At 70.1% G+C, this 19105-nt stretch carries 19 protein-coding genes; 13 read left to right on the forward strand and 6 right to left on the reverse strand.

Features of this window, described 5'->3' with window-relative positions:
• The first annotated feature begins 6 nt into the window (after positions 1–6).
• Entirely contained in the window at positions 7–954 is a 948-nt protein-coding gene (locus tag ED92_RS27545; RefSeq protein WP_037343368.1) for a ferritin-like domain-containing protein, read from the forward strand.
• A 66-nt stretch (positions 955–1020) separates the two neighbouring features.
• Positions 1021–2118 carry an NAD(P)/FAD-dependent oxidoreductase gene (locus ED92_RS27550; protein WP_037343369.1) on the forward strand — a complete coding sequence of 366 codons (1098 nt, stop codon included), beginning with the start codon at positions 1021–1023 and terminating at the stop codon, positions 2116–2118.
• Between the two features lie 85 nt (positions 2119–2203).
• Here the strand turns inward: ED92_RS27550 and ED92_RS27555 are convergent, their stop codons facing one another.
• A complete protein-coding gene (locus ED92_RS27555) occupies positions 2204–3994 on the reverse strand; it encodes a long-chain fatty acid--CoA ligase (RefSeq protein ID WP_037343370.1) in 1791 nt (596 codons plus the stop codon).
• A 125-nt stretch (positions 3995–4119) separates the two neighbouring features.
• Here ED92_RS27555 and ED92_RS27560 point away from each other — a divergent pair, with 125 nt between their 5' ends.
• From ED92_RS27560 to ED92_RS27590, 7 genes are read left to right on the forward strand one after another with little or no spacing between them, the layout of a single operon-like run.
• Complete coding sequence (locus tag ED92_RS27560) at positions 4120–4530, forward strand: hypothetical protein (protein WP_037343371.1); 411 nt, start codon at positions 4120–4122, stop codon at positions 4528–4530.
• An 8-nt stretch (positions 4531–4538) separates the two neighbouring features.
• On the forward strand, positions 4539–5327 hold the full coding sequence (locus ED92_RS27565; protein ID WP_037343372.1) for a metallophosphoesterase: 789 nt from the start codon (positions 4539–4541) through the stop codon (positions 5325–5327).
• Between the two features lie 26 nt (positions 5328–5353).
• The gene (locus ED92_RS27570) at positions 5354–5794 is read left to right on the forward strand and encodes an SRPBCC family protein (protein ID WP_037343373.1); all 441 of its coding nucleotides are present in this window, start codon (positions 5354–5356) and stop codon (positions 5792–5794) included.
• A 14-nt stretch (positions 5795–5808) separates the two neighbouring features.
• Positions 5809–6951: an ArsA family ATPase gene (locus tag ED92_RS27575; RefSeq protein ID WP_037343374.1), complete on the forward strand. Its 1143-nt coding sequence runs from the start codon at positions 5809–5811 to the stop codon at positions 6949–6951.
• The gene (locus tag ED92_RS27580; RefSeq protein ID WP_037343375.1) at positions 6948–7367 is read left to right on the forward strand and encodes a hypothetical protein; all 420 of its coding nucleotides are present in this window, start codon (positions 6948–6950) and stop codon (positions 7365–7367) included. The genes ED92_RS27575 and ED92_RS27580 overlap by 4 nt, the downstream gene beginning before the upstream one ends.
• 16 nt (positions 7368–7383) lie before the next feature.
• Positions 7384–8343 carry an ROK family protein gene (locus ED92_RS27585; RefSeq protein ID WP_037343376.1) on the forward strand — a complete coding sequence of 320 codons (960 nt, stop codon included), beginning with the start codon at positions 7384–7386 and terminating at the stop codon, positions 8341–8343.
• 4 nt (positions 8344–8347) lie between these two features.
• On the forward strand, positions 8348–9220 hold the full coding sequence (locus tag ED92_RS27590) for an NUDIX domain-containing protein (RefSeq protein ID WP_037343377.1): 873 nt from the start codon (positions 8348–8350) through the stop codon (positions 9218–9220).
• A gap of 20 nt (positions 9221–9240) precedes the next feature.
• On the opposite strand, the gene ED92_RS27595 is transcribed toward ED92_RS27590, so the two are convergent.
• Genes ED92_RS27595 through ED92_RS27605 form a run of 3 tightly spaced genes read right to left on the reverse strand, consistent with a single transcriptional unit; the run spans position 9241 to position 11662 of the window.
• Entirely contained in the window at positions 9241–10383 is a 1143-nt protein-coding gene (locus ED92_RS27595) for a glutamate--cysteine ligase (protein ID WP_037343378.1), read from the reverse strand.
• Positions 10384–10403: 20 nt separating this feature from the next.
• The gene (locus tag ED92_RS27600; RefSeq protein ID WP_037343380.1) at positions 10404–10895 is read right to left on the reverse strand and encodes a hypothetical protein; all 492 of its coding nucleotides are present in this window, start codon (positions 10893–10895) and stop codon (positions 10404–10406) included.
• Positions 10892–11662, reverse strand: a complete 771-nt coding sequence (locus ED92_RS27605; RefSeq protein ID WP_037343382.1) for a carboxylesterase — start codon at positions 11660–11662, stop codon at positions 10892–10894. Before ED92_RS27605 ends, ED92_RS27600 begins: the two co-directional genes overlap by 4 nt.
• 214 nt (positions 11663–11876) lie before the next feature.
• Here ED92_RS27605 and ED92_RS27610 point away from each other — a divergent pair, with 214 nt between their 5' ends.
• Complete coding sequence (locus ED92_RS27610; RefSeq protein ID WP_016332794.1) at positions 11877–12638, forward strand: 1-acyl-sn-glycerol-3-phosphate acyltransferase; 762 nt, start codon at positions 11877–11879, stop codon at positions 12636–12638.
• A 20-nt stretch (positions 12639–12658) separates the two neighbouring features.
• Complete coding sequence (locus tag ED92_RS27615; protein WP_037343386.1) at positions 12659–13144, forward strand: polyadenylate-specific 3'-exoribonuclease AS; 486 nt, start codon at positions 12659–12661, stop codon at positions 13142–13144.
• 406 nt (positions 13145–13550) lie between these two features.
• Here ED92_RS27615 and ED92_RS27620 read toward each other — a convergent pair whose 3' ends face one another.
• Positions 13551–14627: a 3-deoxy-7-phosphoheptulonate synthase gene (locus ED92_RS27620; protein WP_037343388.1), complete on the reverse strand. Its 1077-nt coding sequence runs from the start codon at positions 14625–14627 to the stop codon at positions 13551–13553.
• Between the two features lie 283 nt (positions 14628–14910).
• On the opposite strand from ED92_RS27620, the gene ED92_RS27625 reads away from it, so the two are divergent.
• Entirely contained in the window at positions 14911–15936 is a 1026-nt protein-coding gene (locus tag ED92_RS27625) for a 6-phosphofructokinase (RefSeq protein WP_037343389.1), read from the forward strand.
• Positions 15937–16070: 134 nt separating this feature from the next.
• On the forward strand, positions 16071–17573 hold the full coding sequence (locus ED92_RS27630) for an amidohydrolase family protein (protein ID WP_081975931.1): 1503 nt from the start codon (positions 16071–16073) through the stop codon (positions 17571–17573).
• 74 nt (positions 17574–17647) lie between these two features.
• Here ED92_RS27630 and ED92_RS27635 read toward each other — a convergent pair whose 3' ends face one another.
• On the reverse strand, positions 17648–19090 hold the full coding sequence (locus ED92_RS27635) for an aromatic amino acid ammonia-lyase (protein WP_037343391.1): 1443 nt from the start codon (positions 19088–19090) through the stop codon (positions 17648–17650).
• Positions 19091–19105 lie beyond the last annotated feature (15 nt).

The raw sequence follows: 19105 nt of genomic DNA on the forward strand, positions 1-19105 counted from the left end.
CCACTCGTGTTCGGAAAGCCCTTCGTTCGTACCCTGATCTCCCGCAGCGCGGAGAACCGCACGGATCGCCGCAGGTTCCTGAAGGCCGCGGGCGCGGCGGGGCTCGGTGTCGTCGGCGCGACCTACCTCGGGGTCCAGGCCACTTCGTCGGCTTCGGCCACGGGTGACGCCGCTGCCGCCGCGGGTGCTCCCAGCGACGCCGCCGTGCTCAATTTCGCGCTCAACCTGGAGTACCTCGAAGCCGAGTTCTACTCCTTCGCCGTCCACGGCCGCGGGCTGCCGGACGACCTCACCGGTGGCGTCGGCACCCAGGGCGGCGTCTCCGGCGGCAAGAAGGTGATGTTCCACGACAAGGCGCTGCACCAGTTCGCGAAGGAGATCGCGGGCGACGAGGTCGCGCACGTCGAATTCCTGCGCGGCGCGCTGGGCGAGGCCGCGGTGTCGCGGCCCGAGATCGATCTCAAGGACAGCTTCACCGCCGCGGCCAAGGCGGCCGGGCTGATCAGCGGGTACCAGCAGTTCGACCCGTTCGCCAACGAGAAGAACTTCCTGCTCGCGGCGTTCCTGTTCGAGGACGTCGGCGTGACGGCCTACAAGGGTGCCGCGCCGCTGATCACCAACAAGACGTTCCTCGACGCGGCCGCCGGCATCCTGGCCGCCGAGGCCTACCACGCCGCCACCATCCGGACCGCGCTGTTCGACCGGGAACTCGGCGACGCGGCCGCCAAGATCTCCAACGCGCGCGACGCCCTCGACGGTCCCGGCGACGACGACCAGGGTGTCCTGCTCGGCAACCAGGCCAACATCGTGCCGACCGACCACAACGGCATCTGCTTCGGCCGCGGCGCCGATCGCGTGCTGAACGTCGTCTACCTGAACCCGGGCGCGGTGAAGGAGGGCGGGTTCTTCCCCAAGGGCGTCAACGGCGACATCGTCGCCAGCGGCGGCGCGTGATCCCCTCTGTCGTGTCGCCGTTTCCCGGTACCGTCGGGGGTCGGCGACACGAGGAGGGGGTTCGCGGTGAAGGCAGTGATCATCGGCGGCGGCGTCTCCGGCACGGTGACCGCGATGGCGTTGCGCCGGGCCGGGATCGAGGCGAGCGTCCACGAGGCGCATCCGTCCGGCGGCGAGGACGCGGGCGCGTTCCTGACGATCATGCACAACGGCATGGACGCCCTGCGCGCGATCGGCGCCGAGGCACCGGTGATCGACGTTTCGTTCGGCGCGGTGGGTTTGGAACTCGTGACGCCCGACGGGCGGACCGTCGAACGACGTTCCTTCGACATCGAAGGCCTCGCCGGTCCGCGCACGATGACGCGGGCGTCGCTTTACCGTGCGCTGCAGGACGAGGCGATCTCGCGCGGGATCACCTTCGAGCGCGGGAAACGGCTGGTTTCCGCCTCGCCGGGGATCGCGCGGTTCGAGGACGGTTCCGTGGCCGAAGGCGACATCCTGATCGGCGCCGACGGCCTGCGTTCGGTCGTCCGGACGATCATCGACCCGGACTGCCCGCCGCCGCGTTCGACGGGCCTCGACGTCGTCTACGGCTACACGACCGACACGAACATCCCGCAGGCGCCTTCCCTCTATCGGATGATTCAGAGCCTGCACGCCTTCTTCGGCTACACGAGTACACCCGACGGCTCGACGTACTGGTTCGCGCGGCTTCCCACGGCCGAAGGAGTGCGCTCCGGCCTGACACCGGCCGAATGGCGCGCGGCCGCTTTCGCCGCTTTCGACGGGGAACCGTTGCCTGCCGCGGAAATCATCCGGTCGACGGGCGACGACGTGTTCGGCGGTCACTCCTACGACGTGCCGTCGACACCGGTGTGGTTCAACTCGACGATGGTGCTCGTCGGCGACGCGGCGCACGCGGCCTCGCCCGCCGCCGGGCAGGGCGCGTCGATGGCGTTGGAGGACAGTGTCGTGCTGGCGCAGTGTTTGCGGGATCTTCCCGACGCGCCAACGGCTTTCGCGGCCTATGAGCGGCTGCGGCGGGCGCGGGTGGAGGAGCTGGTGGCGAGCAGCGCTGCGGTGTCCTCGGGGACGACGTCCGACCGGGACCGGAATTGGCTTTACCGGCACCACATCGACTGGGACGAGACCATTCGCGTTTAGCCGACTAATTGCAAGGCTCGCCAAGCGCGTGAAGGCCTCCTTCCCTCGGCTCAGCCGAGGGAAGGAGGCCTTCACGCGCGAAAGGCTACTTCTTGTACAGGGCCTCGATGTCGTTCGCGTAATTCTTGTTCACGATGTTGCGCTTCAGCTTCAGGCTCGGCGTGATCTCCCCGCCCGCCTCGGTGAAGTCCTTCGAGAGGATCGTGAACTTCTTGATCGCCTCGGCCTGCGACACCGCGCTGTTGGCCTGATCGACGGCCGTCTGGATCTCGGCGCGCAGTTCGGCGTCGTCGGCCAGATCGGACACCGACGCGTCGGAAGGCTTGCCGTGCTGCGACTTCCACGACGGGAAGTACTCCTCGTCGATGGTGATCAGCGCGCCGATGAACGGCCGCTGGTCACCGACGACCATCGCCTGGCTGACCAGCGGGCTGGCCTTGATGGTGTCCTCGAGCCCGGACGGGGCGACGTTCTTGCCGCCCGCCGTGACGATGATCTCCTTCTTGCGCCCGGTAATCTTCAGGAAGCCGTCGTTGTCCAGTTCGCCGAGGTCGCCGGTGTGGAACCAGCCGTCCTCCAGCGCTTCGGCGGTCGCCTCGGGGTTGTTGAAATAGCCGCCGAACACGACGTCGCCCTTCAGCAGGATCTCGCCGTCGTCGGCGATCCGGACCGAGGTGCCGGCGACCGGGCGGCCCACGGTGCCGACGCGGAACCCGTCCTGGGTGCCGACACAGGCCGCCGCGGAGGTCTCGGTCAGGCCGTAGCCCTCGAACACCGGGACGCCGATGCCGCGGAAGAAGTGCGCCAGCCGCACGCCGAGCGGGGCACCGCCGGACACCGCGGCGACGCACCGGCCGCCGAGGGCCGCGCGGAGCTTGCTGAACACCAGCTTGTCGAACAGCGCGTGCTTGACCTTGAGACCCAGTCCGGCGCCGCCGGTGTCCTGAGCCTGGCTGTACGCGACGGCGGTGGCTTCGGCGGCGTCGAAGATCTTGCCCTTGCCGTCGCCGTGCGCCTTCTGCTTCGCGCTGTTGTAGACCTTCTCGAACACGCGCGGCACGGCGACGACGAACGTCGGCCGGAAGGTGCCGAGGTCGGCGACGAGGTTCTTGACGTCCGATGTGTGCCCGAGGGTCACTCGCGCGCTCAGCGCGGTCACCGCGATGGCGCGGGCGAGGACGTGCGCGAGCGGCAGGAACACCAGCAGCGAGTTGCCCTGCTCCATCAGCTGCGGGAACGCGGCGATGTCGGCGCGGATCTCGGCGAGGAGGTTCCGGTGGGTCAGCTCGACGCCCTTGGGACGGCCGGTCGTACCCGAGGTGTACACGATCGTGGCCAGGTCGCCGGCCTTCACCGTGCGGCGGCGCTCGTGCAGGTCGTCGTCGCTCAGCTCGGCGCCCTGCTCGGTGAGCTGGTCGACGGCGCCCGCGTCGATCTGCCAGGTGTGCTCGAGCCCGTCGAGGCGGCCCTTCACGGACTCCAGCGTCGCGAGGTGCTCGTCGGTCTCGACGAACACGGCCTTCGCGGCCGAGTCGGAGAGGATCCAGTGGACCTGCTCGGCCGACGAGGTGTCGTAGATCGGGACGGTGACCGCGCCGGCGGCCCAGATCGCGAAGTCGATCAGCGTCCATTCGTAGCGGGTCTTGGACATGAGCCCGACCCGGTCGCCCGGTGCGATGCCCGCCTGGGCCATTCCCTTGGCCACGGCCAGAACCTGGGCGGCGAAGTCTTTGGCGGTGACGTCCAACCAGGTACCGTCGACCTGGCGGCGGAAACTCACGACATCGGAGAACCGCTCCGCGTTCGCCCAGACGACGTCGGCGAGATTCTCGTCGTCTGTCACCGGATTGGCGGCGGGGGCGCTGTATTCGCGCACGAGGAACCTCCGTGTTCGCGTGCAAGTGGTGTGACCGGTGTTACCCGCCAGTCAACTTAGCGTGCCGTGCACCTTAAGACCATGCTGACGAATCGGCCATACCCAGGGCATGACATTCTGCCGCTGTGAACCAGGCGCCGCCAGCTCTCGACATCGTCGACGAGACCTTCCTCGTGGTCCCGCCCTCCACCGTGGCCGCCGCTTTCGCCGATCCGCGATCTTGGTCACGTTACTGGCCGGACCTCGTCCTGGAGGTCTACACCGACCGCGGGGACCAGGGATTGCGCTGGACCGTGCGCGGTGCCTTGATCGGTACCATGGAGGTCTGGCTCGAGCCGGTGCTCGACGGAACCTTGCTGCACTACTTCCTGCGCGCCACCCCCGCCGGTCCCGACGGGGAGCCGATCGGCCTGGCACCGCGGGAACTGCGCCGCGAGTTCGACCGCCGTGCCCGTGCCGCCAAGGCGATCGCGCTCGGGCTCAAGGAGGTCCTGGAGGACGGGCGGGAGCCGGGGGTCGGTCCCCGGGTCGAGTAGGGGAGAGCATGCGGGTTCACGTGGTGTCGGACGTGCACGGCAACGCCGACGCGCTCAAACGCGCGGGTGACGGCGCCGACGCGCTGATCGTCCTCGGCGACCTGCTGGACTTCGTCGACTACCGCGAGCACGACAAGGGCATCATGGGCGCGCTGTTCGGCGCCGAGAAGGTCGGCGAGTTCGCGCGCCTGCGGCGTGAGGGCACTCGTGACGAGACCGTTGCCTTCTCGCGATCGTTGTGGGCCACTTTGGCCGATCCCGCGGCCGCCGTCGGCGAGGCGATCCACGACCAGTACGGCGTCCTGTTCGGCGCGCTGACCGCGCCGACGTTCGCGACCCCCGGCAACGTCGACGACCCCTCGCTGTGGCCCGAGTTCGCCGGCGACGGCATCACCGTCCTCGACGGCGAGATCGCCGAGTTCGGTGGTCTGCGCTTCGGGTTCATCGGCGGCGCGCTGCTCCCGCCGAACGTGGTCCCGCGCCGCAACGGCTTCTGGCGGCCGTACCTGCGCACCCGCGAGGAGTACGACGTCGCGGTCGCCGGGCTGGAGAACGTCGACGTCCTGTGCACCCACATCCCGCCCGCCGTCCCGGAACTGACCTACGACGTGATCGCGCGGCGGTCCGAGATCGGCTCGGCCGCGCTGGTGGACCTCATCCGCGAGCAGCGGCCGCGCTGGTCGGTGTTCGGGCACGTCCACCAGCCGCTGACCCCGCGGACGCGGCTCGGCAGGACCGAATGCCGTAACGTCGGTCACTTCAAAGAGACGGCACAGCCCTACGTGCTTCGCTGGTGACCCTGGGCTGCGGCTAGGCTGCGTTCATGGCCGAGCAGTCCACGCAATCCATCGAGGTCGACGCCGAGCCCGAGCGGGTCATGGCCGTCATCGCCGACTTTCCCGCGTACCCGGAATGGGCCAAGGCCGTCCGGGAGACCGAGGTGCTCGGCGAGGACGCCGACGGCCGCGCCAAGCAGGTGAAACTCACCCTCGACGCCGGCCCCATCAAGGACGTGTACACCCTCGAGTACGACTGGGACGCCGACGGCAACGGGGTCAGCTGGCACCTGGTCAAGGGGCAGATGCAGAAGGCCCAGAACGGCCGCTACGCCCTCGAAGCGCTGGGCGCCGGACGCACCAAGGTGACGTATACGCTGTCCGTCGAGCTGGCGCTGCCGATGATCGGGCTGCTGCGCCGCAAGGCCGAGAAGATGGTCATGGACACCGCGCTCAAGGAGCTCAAGAAGCGCGCTGAAGCATCCTGAGTCGAAGGGTAGGCATGCGGATCCTGCTGTTCACCGGCAAGGGGGGTGTCGGCAAGACCACGCTGGCCGCGGCGACGGCGGCGGCACTGGCCGGGCGGGGCAGGAAGACGCTCGTGGTCTCGACCGACCCGGCGCATTCCCTCGGTGACGCCTTCGGCCGCCCGCTCGGCGGTGAACCGTCCGAAGTGGACACGCTGCTCCATGCCGCCCAGATCGACACCCGTGGCCTCGTCGACAGCACCTGGCGCGAACTCCGGCGGGAACTGCAGACCGCGCTCGCGGGGGTGGGCCTCGACTCGCTCGACGCCGAAGAACTCACCGTGGTGCCCGGCGTCGACGAACTCCTCGCCCTCACCGAGGTCCAGCGCCTCGCCGAGCACGGTCCCTGGGAGACGGTCGTCGTCGACTGCGGGCCCACCGCGGAAACCCTGCGGCTGCTGGCTTTGCCCGAAGCGGTCTCCGGCTATCTGTCGCGGATGTTCAAACCGGGCGCGCGGCGCACGGCGGCCGCGGTGCGCCGCCTCGGCGCGCATCTGGAGTCGCTGCGCACGCTGCTGACCGATCCGGCCACCACCACCGTGCGGCTCGTGCTGACGCCGGAGCGCGTCGTCGTCGCCGAAGCCCGCCGCACCCTCAGTTCCCTTGCCCTGCGCGGGATCCTGGTCGACGGCCTGATCGTCAACCGGCTCATGCCCGCGCCCGGGTTCTGGCGCGGCGCCGCGGCCACCTGGATGCGGACCCGCCGCACGCAGCAGAACGCCGTCCTCGCCGAACTCGCCGACGCGGGATTCGGGCCGACGCAGGTGAAGCCCGTCGAGCATCGCGCCGTCGAGCCGGTGGGGCTCGAGGCGTTGCAGGAAATCGCGTACGAGCTCTACCAAGGGCTGGACCCCTTGGCGGGGAACGAAAAAGGGGTGACCCCGCTGCTGCGGGTGTCCGAATCGGACGACGGCTACGAGCTGCGTATCGCGGTGCCCCTGCACCTCGATTCCGAAGTGGACCTGGCCAGAGTGGACGATGATCTCGCCGTCACCGTGGACGGTTTCCGGCGGCTGATCGCGCTGCCGGAGATGTTGCGCCCGTGCCGGATCACCGGTGCGGAATCCGACGCGCACGGCCTGGTCGTGAGCCTGGCCGGGAACCGGGGACCCGGGTGAGCGAGAACAACGAGTACACCGGATCGAAGCCGCTCGAACTGGCCGAAGAGATCCGGCTCCTGGTCGAACTGGTCGTCGAGCACGCCGCGCCGTGGCTGGAGGGCCTGATCTCCGCCGGGCACGGCTGCACCGACCACGACACCGACGGATGGTGCCCGCTCTGCGCCGTCGTCGGGGTCTTCCGAGGGGAACGGCCCGAGTTCGTGGCCCGCCTGCTGGAGCAGGCCGCGCAGCTCGTCGCGTTGCTGCGGGCGGTGCTCGCCGACCGATGGGAACCCGAGGCCGGCGTGCACATGCCGGGGTTCCAGCCTGCGCGGAAGGAGCCCGCGGCCGAAGATGAGCCGATGGGAGCTTCGCGGGTCCAGCACATCACGGTGACCAGGCGCGACGCTTGGCAGCCGGACCGGGAGAACTGAGTTGCTGACGGTAGGGGTGGACGTCGGGGGCACGAGTGTGCGCGCCGGCGTGGTGGACGAGCACGGCTCGCTGATGGACACCGCCAGGGTCGGGACGCCCAGCGGGGAGGACGCGCTCGAAGACGCCATCGCCGGCGTCGTCGAAGACCTCCGCAACCGGCACGACGTGTCCGGGGTCGGGCTCGCGGTCGCCGGGTTCGTCGCGAACGACCGGCGCACGGTGATGTTCGCGCCGCATCTGTCCTGGCGTGCCGCGCCGGTCGCCGAGCGCATCGAGAAGCGGGTCGGTCTGCCGGTGACCCTGGAGCACGACGTGAACGCCGCCGCGGTCGGCGAATACCGCTTCGGGGCCGCCCGCGGCGCTCATGTCGCCGCGCTGATCGCCCTCGGTACCGGGATCGGCGCGGGACTGCTGCTCGACGGCAAGATCTACCGGGGCGCGTACGGCGTCGCGCCGGAACTCGGGCATCTGACCGTCGTCCCCGGCGGCAGGCCCTGTCCGTGCGGGAAGTACGGCTGCTGGGAGCGCTACTGCAGCGGGACGGCGCTGGCGGCGACGGCGGTGGAGCTGCTCGCGCGGCATCCCGGGCGCTCGACCGTGCTGGCGCGCGAGACCAGGGGAGACCCCGGTTCGGTCACCGGCCGCCGCGTCGCCGGGGCCGCCCGCGACGGCGACCCGATCGCCCAGCGCGCGATGACCGAACTGGCGAAATGGCTGGCCGAAGGGCTGGCGCTGGTCGCCGACGTCTTCGATCCCGAGCTCATCGTGATCGGCGGCGGCGTGTCCGAATCGGCCCCGCTGTTCCTGGACGAGGCCCGCGAGCACTACGCGGACAAGATCACCGGCGCCGGCCACCGGCCGCTGGCGCGGATCCGGGCCGCGCACCACGGCGACGATTCGGCGATCGTCGGTGCCGCCGCCCTCGCCGTCGACGCGGCGAAGGCTCCCGGCGCCGAGATCGGTGTGACACGCTGAGGCGGTGACCCGGCAGGACGGCAACGGCTTCGTGAAGTGCGACTTCGGGCATCTTCACTGGGGTTTGAACGGCGCGGCCGGGTTGCTGCTGTCCGATCCCGCGCGCGGGGTCCTGCTGCAGCGGCGGGCCTGGTGGGTCCACCACGGACGCACCTGGGCGCTGCCCGGTGGCGCCGTCGAGGCGGGGGAGAGCCCGCGTGAGGCCGCCACCCGCGAGGCGCACGAGGAGGCCGACATCCCGCCCGCGCGGGTCCGTCCACTGGCCGCGTCGCACGTCGACCACGGGAACTGGCGCTACACCACGGTCCTCGCCGCGCCGATCGGCCCGCTTTCGGCCAGGGTGAAGAGCGCGGAGAGCGCGGAACTGCGATGGGTCCACGCGGGCGAGGTCGCCGATTTCCGGCTGCATCGCGACTTCGCGGCGGCGTGGCCGGGATTGAGGGAACACTTGGATCGCGGGCTGGTACTGGTGGTCGACGGCGCGAACGTCGTCGGATCGCGGCCGGACGGCTGGTGGCGTGACCGGCGCGGCGCCGCGGAACGGTTGCGGGACAAGCTCGCGACCCTGGCCGGGACCGGGCTCACCGATCCGGCGTTGCCCGGGGGCGGCGGATGGTCGTGGTCGCCGAAGGTCGTGCTGGTCGTCGAGGGCAAGGCGCGGGGCGTCGCGACGGTGCCGGGGGTCGAGGTCGTCGAGGCGGACGGCGAAGGCGACGACAAGATCGTGGCCGTCGCGCGTGAAGCCCGTACCGCGGGCCCGGACGACCACGTCGTCGTGGTCACCGCCGACCGGGAGCTGCGTTCCCGCGTCGAGGTCCTGGGTGCTTCGACCTTCGGCCCCGGCACCCTCCTGGGGCACCTCGACTCCCGCATTTAGTCCTCTGAATGCGGTCCTGGTCAGGGGCGCGCGATCTTCCCGTCCCGCATCTCCGCGATGAGCGAAGCGACGACGGCGCGCAGGCTGCCGTTGTACTGCTTCGCGACCGCGCGCTGACGCAGGTAGCTGGGCCCGTACGCCAGGATGGTCTCCACCGAGCGCAGCTCGTCGACGCAGTCCAGGCGCCGGGCCACCGGTTCGAGCCGGTTCAGCAGGTCGTAGGTGTCGTCGGTGACGAGCCGCTCGTTGCCCGCCGCGTCGAGGATGACGATCGCGTCGACGCCGTACCGCGCCGCGCGCCACTTGTTCTCCTGGACGTGCCACGGCGGCAGCGTCGGCAGGATCTCGCCGTCGTCGAGGCGCGCGCTGAAGTCGTCGACCAGGCATTGGGTCAGCGCGGAGATCGCGCTGACCTCCTCCAGCGTCGGCAGCCCGTCGCACACCCGCATCTCGACCGTCCCGAAATGCGGCGCGGGCCGGATGTCCCAGCGGATCTCGGAGAAATGGTCGATCACGCCCGTGGTGAACATGTCGTCCACGTAGCTCTCCAGCTCGGTCCACTTCCGGAACTGGAACGGCAGCCCGGCCGTCGGCAGCTGCTGGAACATCAGCGCCCGGTTCGACGCGTACCCGGTGTCCTCCGCGCCCCAGTACGGCGAAGACGCCGAAAGCGCTTGCAGATGCGGCGCGTACTTGAGCAGGGCGTCGAGGATCGGCAGGGCCTTGTCCCGGTGGTCGACACCGACGTGCACGTGGACGCCGTAGATCAGCATCTGCCGTCCCCACCACTGGGTCCGGTCGATGAGCTTGGCGTAGCGCTCCTTGTCCGTGACCTTCTGCTGGTACCAGGTCGAGAACGGATGCGACCCGGCGGAGAACAGCTCGACGCCCAGCGGGTCCAGCACCGAGTGCACCACGTCGAGCGAGTCGTTCAGATCGGCCTTGACCTCGGCGATCGTGTCGCAGATCCCGCTGATCACCTCGATGGTGTTGAGCAGCAGTTCCTGCTTGATCTTCGGATGCTCCTCCTCGCCGTCGGGCCGGACGGCGTCGAGCACCTGTTCCGCGACCGACGAGAGCTCACCGGTCCGCCGGTCGACGAGGGCGAGTTCCCATTCCGCGCCGACCGTCGACCGGCGCGAGGGAGTGAAGTCGATCTTCATCTTCCGAATTGTCCGGCAGATCAGACTTGGGCGCCGTTGTTCGGATCCGCGCCGGGCGGCGGCCCCTGGCGCACCCGAAGCAGGAGCAGGGCGATCGCGGTCGCGAGGGCGAGGATCCCGAGCGGCGTGCCGAGGCGGGTGCCCATGCCGATCAGGGTGGGCGCGATCAGCAGCAGCAGACCGAGCAGGAAGAACAGCAGGACGACGAACGCGCCCTTGCGCGGACGCGGAAGGGGAGGCGGCTCGGGCGGCACGAAGTGGCCTTCGTCGTCGCTCGGCCCGGCCGGGTCGTCCTCGAAAAGGGTCTTGTCCCAGCTGGTGCCGCCGCCGCGCCAGCCCGGTTCGGGTTCGGCGTCCGACGGCTCGGGCCGGGGTGCCTTCTCGGCGGGTTTCTCCGGCGTTTTCTCCAGGTCTTCTTCCGGGAACAGGCCGACACCCTCCGCACGGAGGTCGGCCACGATCTCGGCGAACGTCGCGTCGACGTCCTCCGGCCCGTCCTTGCCTCTGCTCATCCGGCGTCCACCTGTCCCGCCCGGCGCACGGACCGGGCGAAGTCCACCGTACGCGTGAAGATCAGGCCCGCGTCGTGGTCTTGGGTGGCGACGTGGAAGCTGTTCTCCAGCACCACCTCGGTCACGTCGTCGCTGCCGATCCCGTCGAGGATCACCCGCGAGTTGACCGGCTCGACGATGTGGTCGACGGCCGAGTGGAGCAGGAGTACCGGCTGGGTCACCTTGCGCAGATCCGCGCGGGTGAGTTTCCACAGCTTCGCCAGGCTCGCCGCGGCGCGCACCGGCGTCCGCGAGTAGGCCAGCTCGGTCACGCCCGGCTTCGCGATGTCGTTGGCCACGCCCGGAACCGAGGGCAGGATCCGCGACAGGACGGGCAGCAGCTTGGCGTCCCAGCGCAGTGTCATGACCGACGGGTTCACCAGCACGATGCCGGCGATCCGGTCGCCGAACTCCTCGGCCAGCCGCAGCGTCAGCGTCCCGCCCATCGACATCCCGGCGACGAACACCGTCTCGCAGGTCGAGAAGAGCGCCAGCAGCTCTTCGCGGACCGCGCCGTACCAGTCCTCCCAGCCTGTCCGGTTCATGTCCTGCCACCGGGTCCCGTGGCCGGGGAGTAACGGGCAGCGCACCGTGTAACCGGCTTCGGCCAGATGGTCGCCCCACGGCCGCATACTCGCGGGAGTGCCGGTGAATCCGTGGCACAGCAGGAACCCTGCTTCGGTCGAACCGGTGTGAGCGAACGGTTCCGCGCCGGCGAGGACGGCCATGCGATCGCCTTCCGTGAGAGCTGGGTAGGTCTACCATGTTCGCACGACCGGAGCGGCTTGTGGGGCCCCGGCCACTGCCGGAATCGGGCCGGATCGGGTGTGAGATCCGTCGCTGGGTGCGGGTAACCGGGTGGACTTCGTTGTGCCGGGGGTGCGCGATTCGTAGTCTTGACCATCGGGCGCAGGGGTTGAGCTGCTAGGAGGAGTTTTCGCAGTGCTGTACTGGCTCATGAAACACGTGTTTATCGGGCCACTGCTCAAGGCGCTGTGGCCCACCAAAGTCGTCGGCGCGGAGAACATCCCCGACGACGGTGGCGCGATCCTGGCGGGCAACCACCTCGCGGTGGCCGACTCCTTCTTCATGCCGCTGCGTGTCAAGCGCAAGGTGACCTTCCCGGCCAAATCGGAGTATTTCACCGAAAAGGGCTTCAAGGGTCTGCTGAAGAAGTGGTTCTTCACCGGCGTCGGCCAGTTCCCGATCGACCGCTCCGGCGGCAACGCCGCGCAGGCCGCGCTCGACACCGCGACCCGCCTGGTCCGCGAAGGGCACCTGCTCGGCATCTACCCCGAAGGCACCCGTTCCCCGGACGGCCGCCTGTACAAGGGCAAGACCGGCGTCGCGCGGATCGCGCTCGAATCCGGTGGCGTCGTGGTCCCGGTCGCCATGATCGGCACCGACAAGGTCAACCCGATCGGCTCGAAGATGTGGTGGCCGCGCCGCCTCGAGATCCGCTTCGGCAAGCCGCTCGACTTCTCGCGCTACGAGGGCCTCGCCGGCGACCGCTTCATCGAGCGGTCCATCACCGACGAGATCATGTACGCGCTCATGGAGCTCTCCGGCCAGGAGTACGTGGACATCTACGCCGCCAAGGCGAAGGAACTGCTCGCCGCCGAAGAGGCGGGAGTCCGCCCCAAGGTGCCCGCGCAGCCCTCCGCCCAGGACGTCGCCCGTATCCCGGACACCAAGGTCGGCTGAGGCCCCACTAGGGTTCTCCGGTGCGCTTTTTCTACGACACCGAATTCATTGAGGACGGCGTGACCATCGATCTGGTGTCGATCGGTGTCGTGGACGAAAGAGGCCGCGAGTTCTACGCGGTCTCGACCGATTTCGATCCCGGCAAGGCCGGCCCCTGGGTCCGCGACAACGTGCTCCCGAAACTCCCGTCGCCCGCCGACCCGGCGTGGCACAGCCGCGAGAAGATCCGGACGGATCTGCTCGAGTTCTTCGGCAAACCGCCCGGCGGGATCGAACTGTGGGCCTGGTTCGCCGCCTACGACCACGTCGCGCTGGCGCAGCTGTGGGGGCCGATGCCCGCGTTGCCGCGTCAGCTGCCGCGCTTCACCCGTGACCTGCGGCAACGCTGGGAGGACGCGGGCAAGCCGAAGCTGCCGTCGGCCCCGGACGACCAGCACGACGCGCTGGCGGACGCGCGGCACAACTTCCAGCGGTGGCAGATCATCGAGTCCTACTGGCACCGGTAGGCCGTCCGGTCCGGATGTCATGAAAGGGCCGTTCAGGACGTTTTGTGTCCTGAACGGCCCTTTCATGACACTCGCGCTGGTGCGGTCGTCGTGGCTGTTGGGACTGCTGAGGCTGGAGTTGCCGGTTCCGGCCGGGTAAGGGGAACTTTGAGGGACTCTGGGTCCCTCAAGGAGTCCTTCACGGCCACCGCTTTCCTACGCTCAGGCGCCAGCCGAGCCGAGTTCACGCTGCTCAGAGTTCCTGAGGTGAAGGGCGCCCTCCCCGCGTGCCATGCGGCGGAAGCTCCCTTCGCCACACGAGACCGGAGCCGCTCCACCCCTCGCAGGCCAGAGTGCCGTGCAATGAACGGTCCTTTACTTGCGAAATTTGCGAGGAAAGGACCGTTCCTAGCGCCCCCCGAGGGGCTCAGCGGCGTGAGTCGACGGCTTCGGCGAGGGTGTCCAGCAGCTCCGCCGTCTTCTCCCACCCGAGGCAGGCGTCCGTGATCGACTGCCCGTAAGTCAGCGAACCGGCCGACCCCAGCGTCAGGTCCTGGCGCCCCTCCACCAGGAAGCTCTCCAGCATCAGCCCCGCGATACCCCGCTCACCGGCCCCGATCCGCCCGGCGAGTTCGCGCACGACCGAAGCCTGCCGCACGTGGTCCTTCGCGCTGTTGCCGTGGCTCGCGTCGATGATCACGCGTTCCGGCAGCCCCGACTTCGCCAGCCGCGCCAGGGTGTCGGCCACCGTCGCGGGGTCGTAGTTCGGGCCGGCGGAGCTGCCGCGCAGGATGACGTGGCAGTCCTCGTTGCCCGCGGTGGTGATGAGCGCGGCGAGCCCGTCGGGGTTGATCCCGGCGAAGACGTGGCTCGCGCCGGCCGCGCGGGTGGCGTCGACGGCGACCTGGACGTCGCCCTCGGTGGAGTTCTTGATCCCGACCGGCATCGACAGCGCGCTGCACAGCTGCCGGTGCACCTGGCTCGCCGCGGTCCGCGCACCGATGGAACCCCAGGTCACGGTGTCGGAGATGAACTGCGGGGTGATCGGGTCGAGGAATTCGCAGCCGACCGGCAGGCCCAGCGCGGAGATGTCGAGCAGCAGTTTGCGCGCCATCCGGAGACCGTGGTTGACCTCGTAGGTGCCGTCGAGACCGGGGTCGTTGATCAGGCCCTTCCAGCCGAGCGTGGTCCGCGGCTTCTCGAAGTAGACGCGCATGACGATGTGCAGGTCGCGGCGGTGTTCTTCGGCCTTGGCGGCGAGACGGCGGGCGTAGTCGAGCGCGGCGTCCGCGTCGTGCACCGAGCAGGGCCCGACGACGACGAGGAGCCGGTCGTCCCGGCCGTCGAGGATGTCGACGGCCGAGGCCCGCCCGGCTAGGACGGTATCGGCGATTTCCGCCGTCATCGGATGTTCGTGCCGCAGCATCGCGGGCGACAGCAGCGGGCTGATGGCCGCCGTGCGGTGCCCGTCGAGGGCGATCAGGGTGTCAGCGGAGGGAGACATCGCGGGTCTGGTTCCTTTCGAAAGGGATACCGACCCGCGGGAACTCGCCGAGCCGGTGGGAAATCCGGCTCGGGGTGGTGGTCAGCGCAGGTTCACGCCGCCGTGCCCACCCGGGGCCGGCTTCGTAAACCAGAAATAGCGCTGCACGGGGCCAAGCTAGCACATCCGCGGCGCGTACCGATTCCCGAGGTGGTCCGCCCTGCACCGATCCAGAGAACTGCCGCTACGCTGGCGTCGGGACATGTGACTGTCATCTCTACGGAACACAAGACGGAGGCTTCTGATGCGTGTCGGTGTGCTGACCGGCGGTGGGGACTGCCCGGGGCTCAACGCGGTGATCCGCGGTGTGGTGCGCAAGGGCATCGAGGTGCACGGCTGGGACATCGTCGGGTTCCGCAACGGCTGGAACGGTCCCCTCACCGGGGACAGCCGTCCGCTCGGCCTGAACGACGTCGAGGACATCCTCACCCGCGGCGGCACGATCCTGCGTTCGTCGCGCACCAACCCGTACAAGGTCGACGGCGGGGTCGACAAGATCAAGGCCGTGCTCGCCGAGCAGCAGGTCGACGCGCTGATCGCGATCGGGGGCGAGGACACCCTCGGCGTCGCGAAGCGGCTCACGGACGACGGCGTCGGCGTCGTCGGGGTGCCCAAGACGATCGACAACGACCTCGGCGCCACCGACTACACCTTCGGCTTCGACACGGCCGTCTCGATCGCCACCGAGGCCATCGACCGGTTGCACACCACGGCCGAGTCGCACCACCGCGCGCTGGTCGTCGAGGTCATGGGACGGCACGCGGGCTGGATCGCGCTGCACTCGGGCCTCGCCGGCGGCGCGAGCGTGATCCTGGTGCCGGAGCGGCACTTCAACGTCGACCAGGTCGTCTCCTGGGTCGAGCGCCGCTTCGAGAAGGAGTTCGCGCCGATCATCGTCGTCGCCGAGGGCGCGCTGCCCGAGGGCGGCGAGGAGAAGCTGCTGACCGGGGAGAAGGACGCCTTCGGGCACGTCCGGCTCGGCGGTATCGGCACCTGGCTGGCCGACGAGATCGCCGCCCGCACCGGCAAGGAGTCCCGCGCGGTCGTACTCGGGCACGTCCAGCGCGGCGGCACCCCGACGGCGTACGACCGCGTGCTCGCCACCCGGTTCGGTCTCAACGCCGTCGACGCCGTGGCCGACGGCGACTTCGGCGTGATGGTGGCGTTGCGCGGCACGGACATCGTCCGCGTCAAGCTCGCCGAGGCGACCGCCGAACTGAAGACCGTCCCGGTCGAACGCTACGAAGAGGCCGAGGTCTTCTTCGGCTGAGCCCTGTTTTCGGGAGAAGGCCCCTTACTTTGTGCTGACCTCGGGTAAGGGGCCTTCGCTTTTCTTGCGGCCCCGCCGTCGCGGCGAGTTGAATCGGCCACCCGGGGGATCGGGGTGGAAGGGCGGCGGTGCTCATGGGGTCCAGCAGGCGCGAGTTCCTGAGGTGGCTGGCCGCCGGTGGGACCGGGGCGGCGCTCGCCGGGCTGCTGCCCGGTACGGCCGCCGCGGAAACGGACGCGATCGTCGTCCTCGCCCACGTCACGCTGATCGACGGCACGGGTTCGGCGCCCCGGCGTGACGTCTCGGTCGTGCTGGTCGGCGACCGGATCGCCTGGGTCGGCTCCGGCCCGGTCCCGGAAACCGGTGGCGCGCGGGTGATCGACGGCCGCGGCAAGTACCTCATCCCGGGCCTGTGGGATCTGCACACCCACGGCGCGGACCTCGAGGACATCGTCCCGCCGCTGCATCTGGCGCACGGCGTCACGGGTGTCCGCGAGATGTGGGGCTACGCGGAAAACCGCGCCACGAAGGGCAGGATCGACCGCGGCGAGCTGCTCGGCCCGCGTGTCGTGCTGGCGAGCGGGATCGTCGACGGGCCGGTCACGCTCCTGGGACCGCCGGTGCTCCAGGTGTCGACGGAGGCCGAAGCGCGGGCCGCCGTCCGCGCCGAGAAGGCCGCGGGCGCCGAGCTCGTCAAGACCTACTCCTACCTCGCACCCGACGTCGTGCGCGCGGTCGCGGACGAAGCCCGCGCCCAGGGCCTGCGGTTCTCCGGGCATTGGCCGTACAAGCTGTCGCATCTCGAGGTGAGCGACCTCGGGCAGCACAGCCTCGAGCATTTCTTCGGGGTGTCCATCCACTGCTCGTCCCGGCGCGACGAGATCCTGGCCCGGCTGAAGTCGACGCCTTACGACCCCGCGGCGCCGCGGGACTTCTTCAACCTGGCCCGGCGGCTGGAGTTCGATTCGGTCAGCACGTACGACCGCCGTACGGCGCGGGCCTACTTCGAGCGGCTGCGGTGCAACGGCACCTGGCACTCGCCGACGCTGACGATCAACCGGGTCGTCACGCAGCCCGCCGAGACCCACCAGCGTGACCCGCGGCTGAAATACGTACCCGCGGACGTGCGCGAGAGCTGGGCCAAGGGCATCGAACGCTTCGCGCCGAAGACCCCGGCGGACGTCGCCCTGCAGGAGCGGTACTACCGGGAGACGCTGCGGCTGGTCGGCGTCGCGCACGAAGCGGGTGTCGGGCTCATCGGCGGCACCGATTGCCTCAATCCGTACACGTTCCCCGGCAGCGGGCTGCACGAGGAGCTCGCGTTCCTGGTCGAGGCCGGGCTTTCGCCGGTGCGGGCGCTGAAGACCGTCACCGGGGACGCGGCGAGATTCCTCGGCCGGGAAGGGACGTCGGGCACGGTCGCGGTGGGGAAGGAGGCGGACCTCGTGCTGCTGGACGCGGATCCGGCCGCGGACATCCGCAACGTCGCGAAGATCGACACGGTGATCACGCGCGGCCGGGTGCTCGACAGGGCGGAGCGGCGGCGGATGCTCGACGCCGTCGAGGCCGCCGCGAACCGGCCCACGCCGACGAATGCCCGCCTCCACTCCCTCGCGCGCCGGGGTTGCTGCTGTTGACCTCCCGCATTTCGTCCTCTGAATGCGGTAGTTGGCATCACCAACTACCGCATTCAGAGGACGAAATGCGGGGTTCAGATGCGTGCGAAGGTGTCCAAAAGGGACACGGCGCGGGCGATGTCGTCGGTGAGCGGGCGGTCCTCGACGCTCGGGTCGAGCACGGCCGCGGCGGTCTCGTAGGCATCGCGCGCGGGTAGGGCGACGAGGTCGGCCTTGCGCATCCGCAGCGCCCGGACGGCGGCGACCAGTTCGCACGCCAGCACCTGCTGATACGCCGCCCCGGCCGCGGTCGCCGCCCGCGCGGCCTGCGTCGAGAAACTCGCGTGGTCCTCGATCCCGCGTGAGACGACGGCCGTGCCCAGCGTCGCCGGCAGCGCGGCCTGCCGCAGCTCGGTGAGCGCGTCGTGCGCGACGTACTCCAGGATCATCACGCCCGAGCTGCCCGACGGCCCGGCCGCCAGGAACGGCCGCAACCCGGTGAACTCCGGTTCCACCAGATCACCCAGCCGGGCCACCGACAGCTCGGCGACCTGATGGACGGTCGCGCGTACCTGGTCGAGCGCGGTCGAGACGTACGCGGTGTGGAAATGCGCGTGGTGGTAGGCGTCCTGGTGCACCGTCGAGATCATCGGGTTCTCGGTGCTGGCGTTGATCTCCACCGCGAGGACGTCGCGCAGGTAGTGGATCGCGTCCAGCGCGGGACCCTGAACCTGCGGGAAAGCGCGGAGCCCGAACGGGTCCTGGATCCGCCTGCCCGGTTTGGGCGTGCCCTCCATCCCGAGCAGCCGCCGCATCTCCGCCGCGCACGCGACCTGCCCGGCGTGCGGACGCGCCTCGTGCACGGGGGTCGCGTACGCCTCCGGATTCCCGTCGAGCGCGATGTAGGTCAGTGCCGCGACGACGTGACTCGCCCGCGTCAGCGTGTCGAGCCGCATCGCCGCGAGGGTCGCCTCGGCCAGTGTCGCGGCGTTGCTGCTCATGAACGCGAGCGCGTCACCCGCCTGGACCGGTACCGCGGGCACGCCGCCGGTCAGCCACGGCCGTTCGCCGGTGAGGGCGAGCGCGGTCTCCGCGAGCGGCGCGAGGTCGCCGGTGCCGATCGCGCCGAGCCGGTGCACGAGCGGCAGTGCCCCGGTCCGCACCGCGTCGGCCAGCGCCCCGATCAGCACGGGGCTGAGCCCCGCGCGCCCGGCCAGCAGCTGGTTGAGCCGGATGAGCATCATCGCCCTGGTCTGGCCGGGCGACATGACATCGCCGCTGCCGCCCGCGTGACTGCGCAGCAGCCGCAGCCCGTGATCCGGTGACTCGCCCTCGCCGACCGGGTCCTCCTTGTTGGCGCCGACGCCGGTGGTGCGGCCGTAGACGATCCTGCGGGTGCTCAGTTCTTCGGCGAGCTTCCACGCGCTTTCCGCGCCGCGCAGCGCGGCGATCGAAACGTCGATGCCCAGTGGGCCCTCGGTGCTCGCGGCGGTCACGACGTCCGCGCAGCGCAGGGTCCGGCCGTCCACCCGGATCACGGCGGCCTCCTTTCA

The organism is Amycolatopsis sp. MJM2582 (assembly GCF_000754115.1).
Taxonomy (GTDB): domain Bacteria; phylum Actinomycetota; class Actinomycetes; order Mycobacteriales; family Pseudonocardiaceae; genus Amycolatopsis; species Amycolatopsis japonica.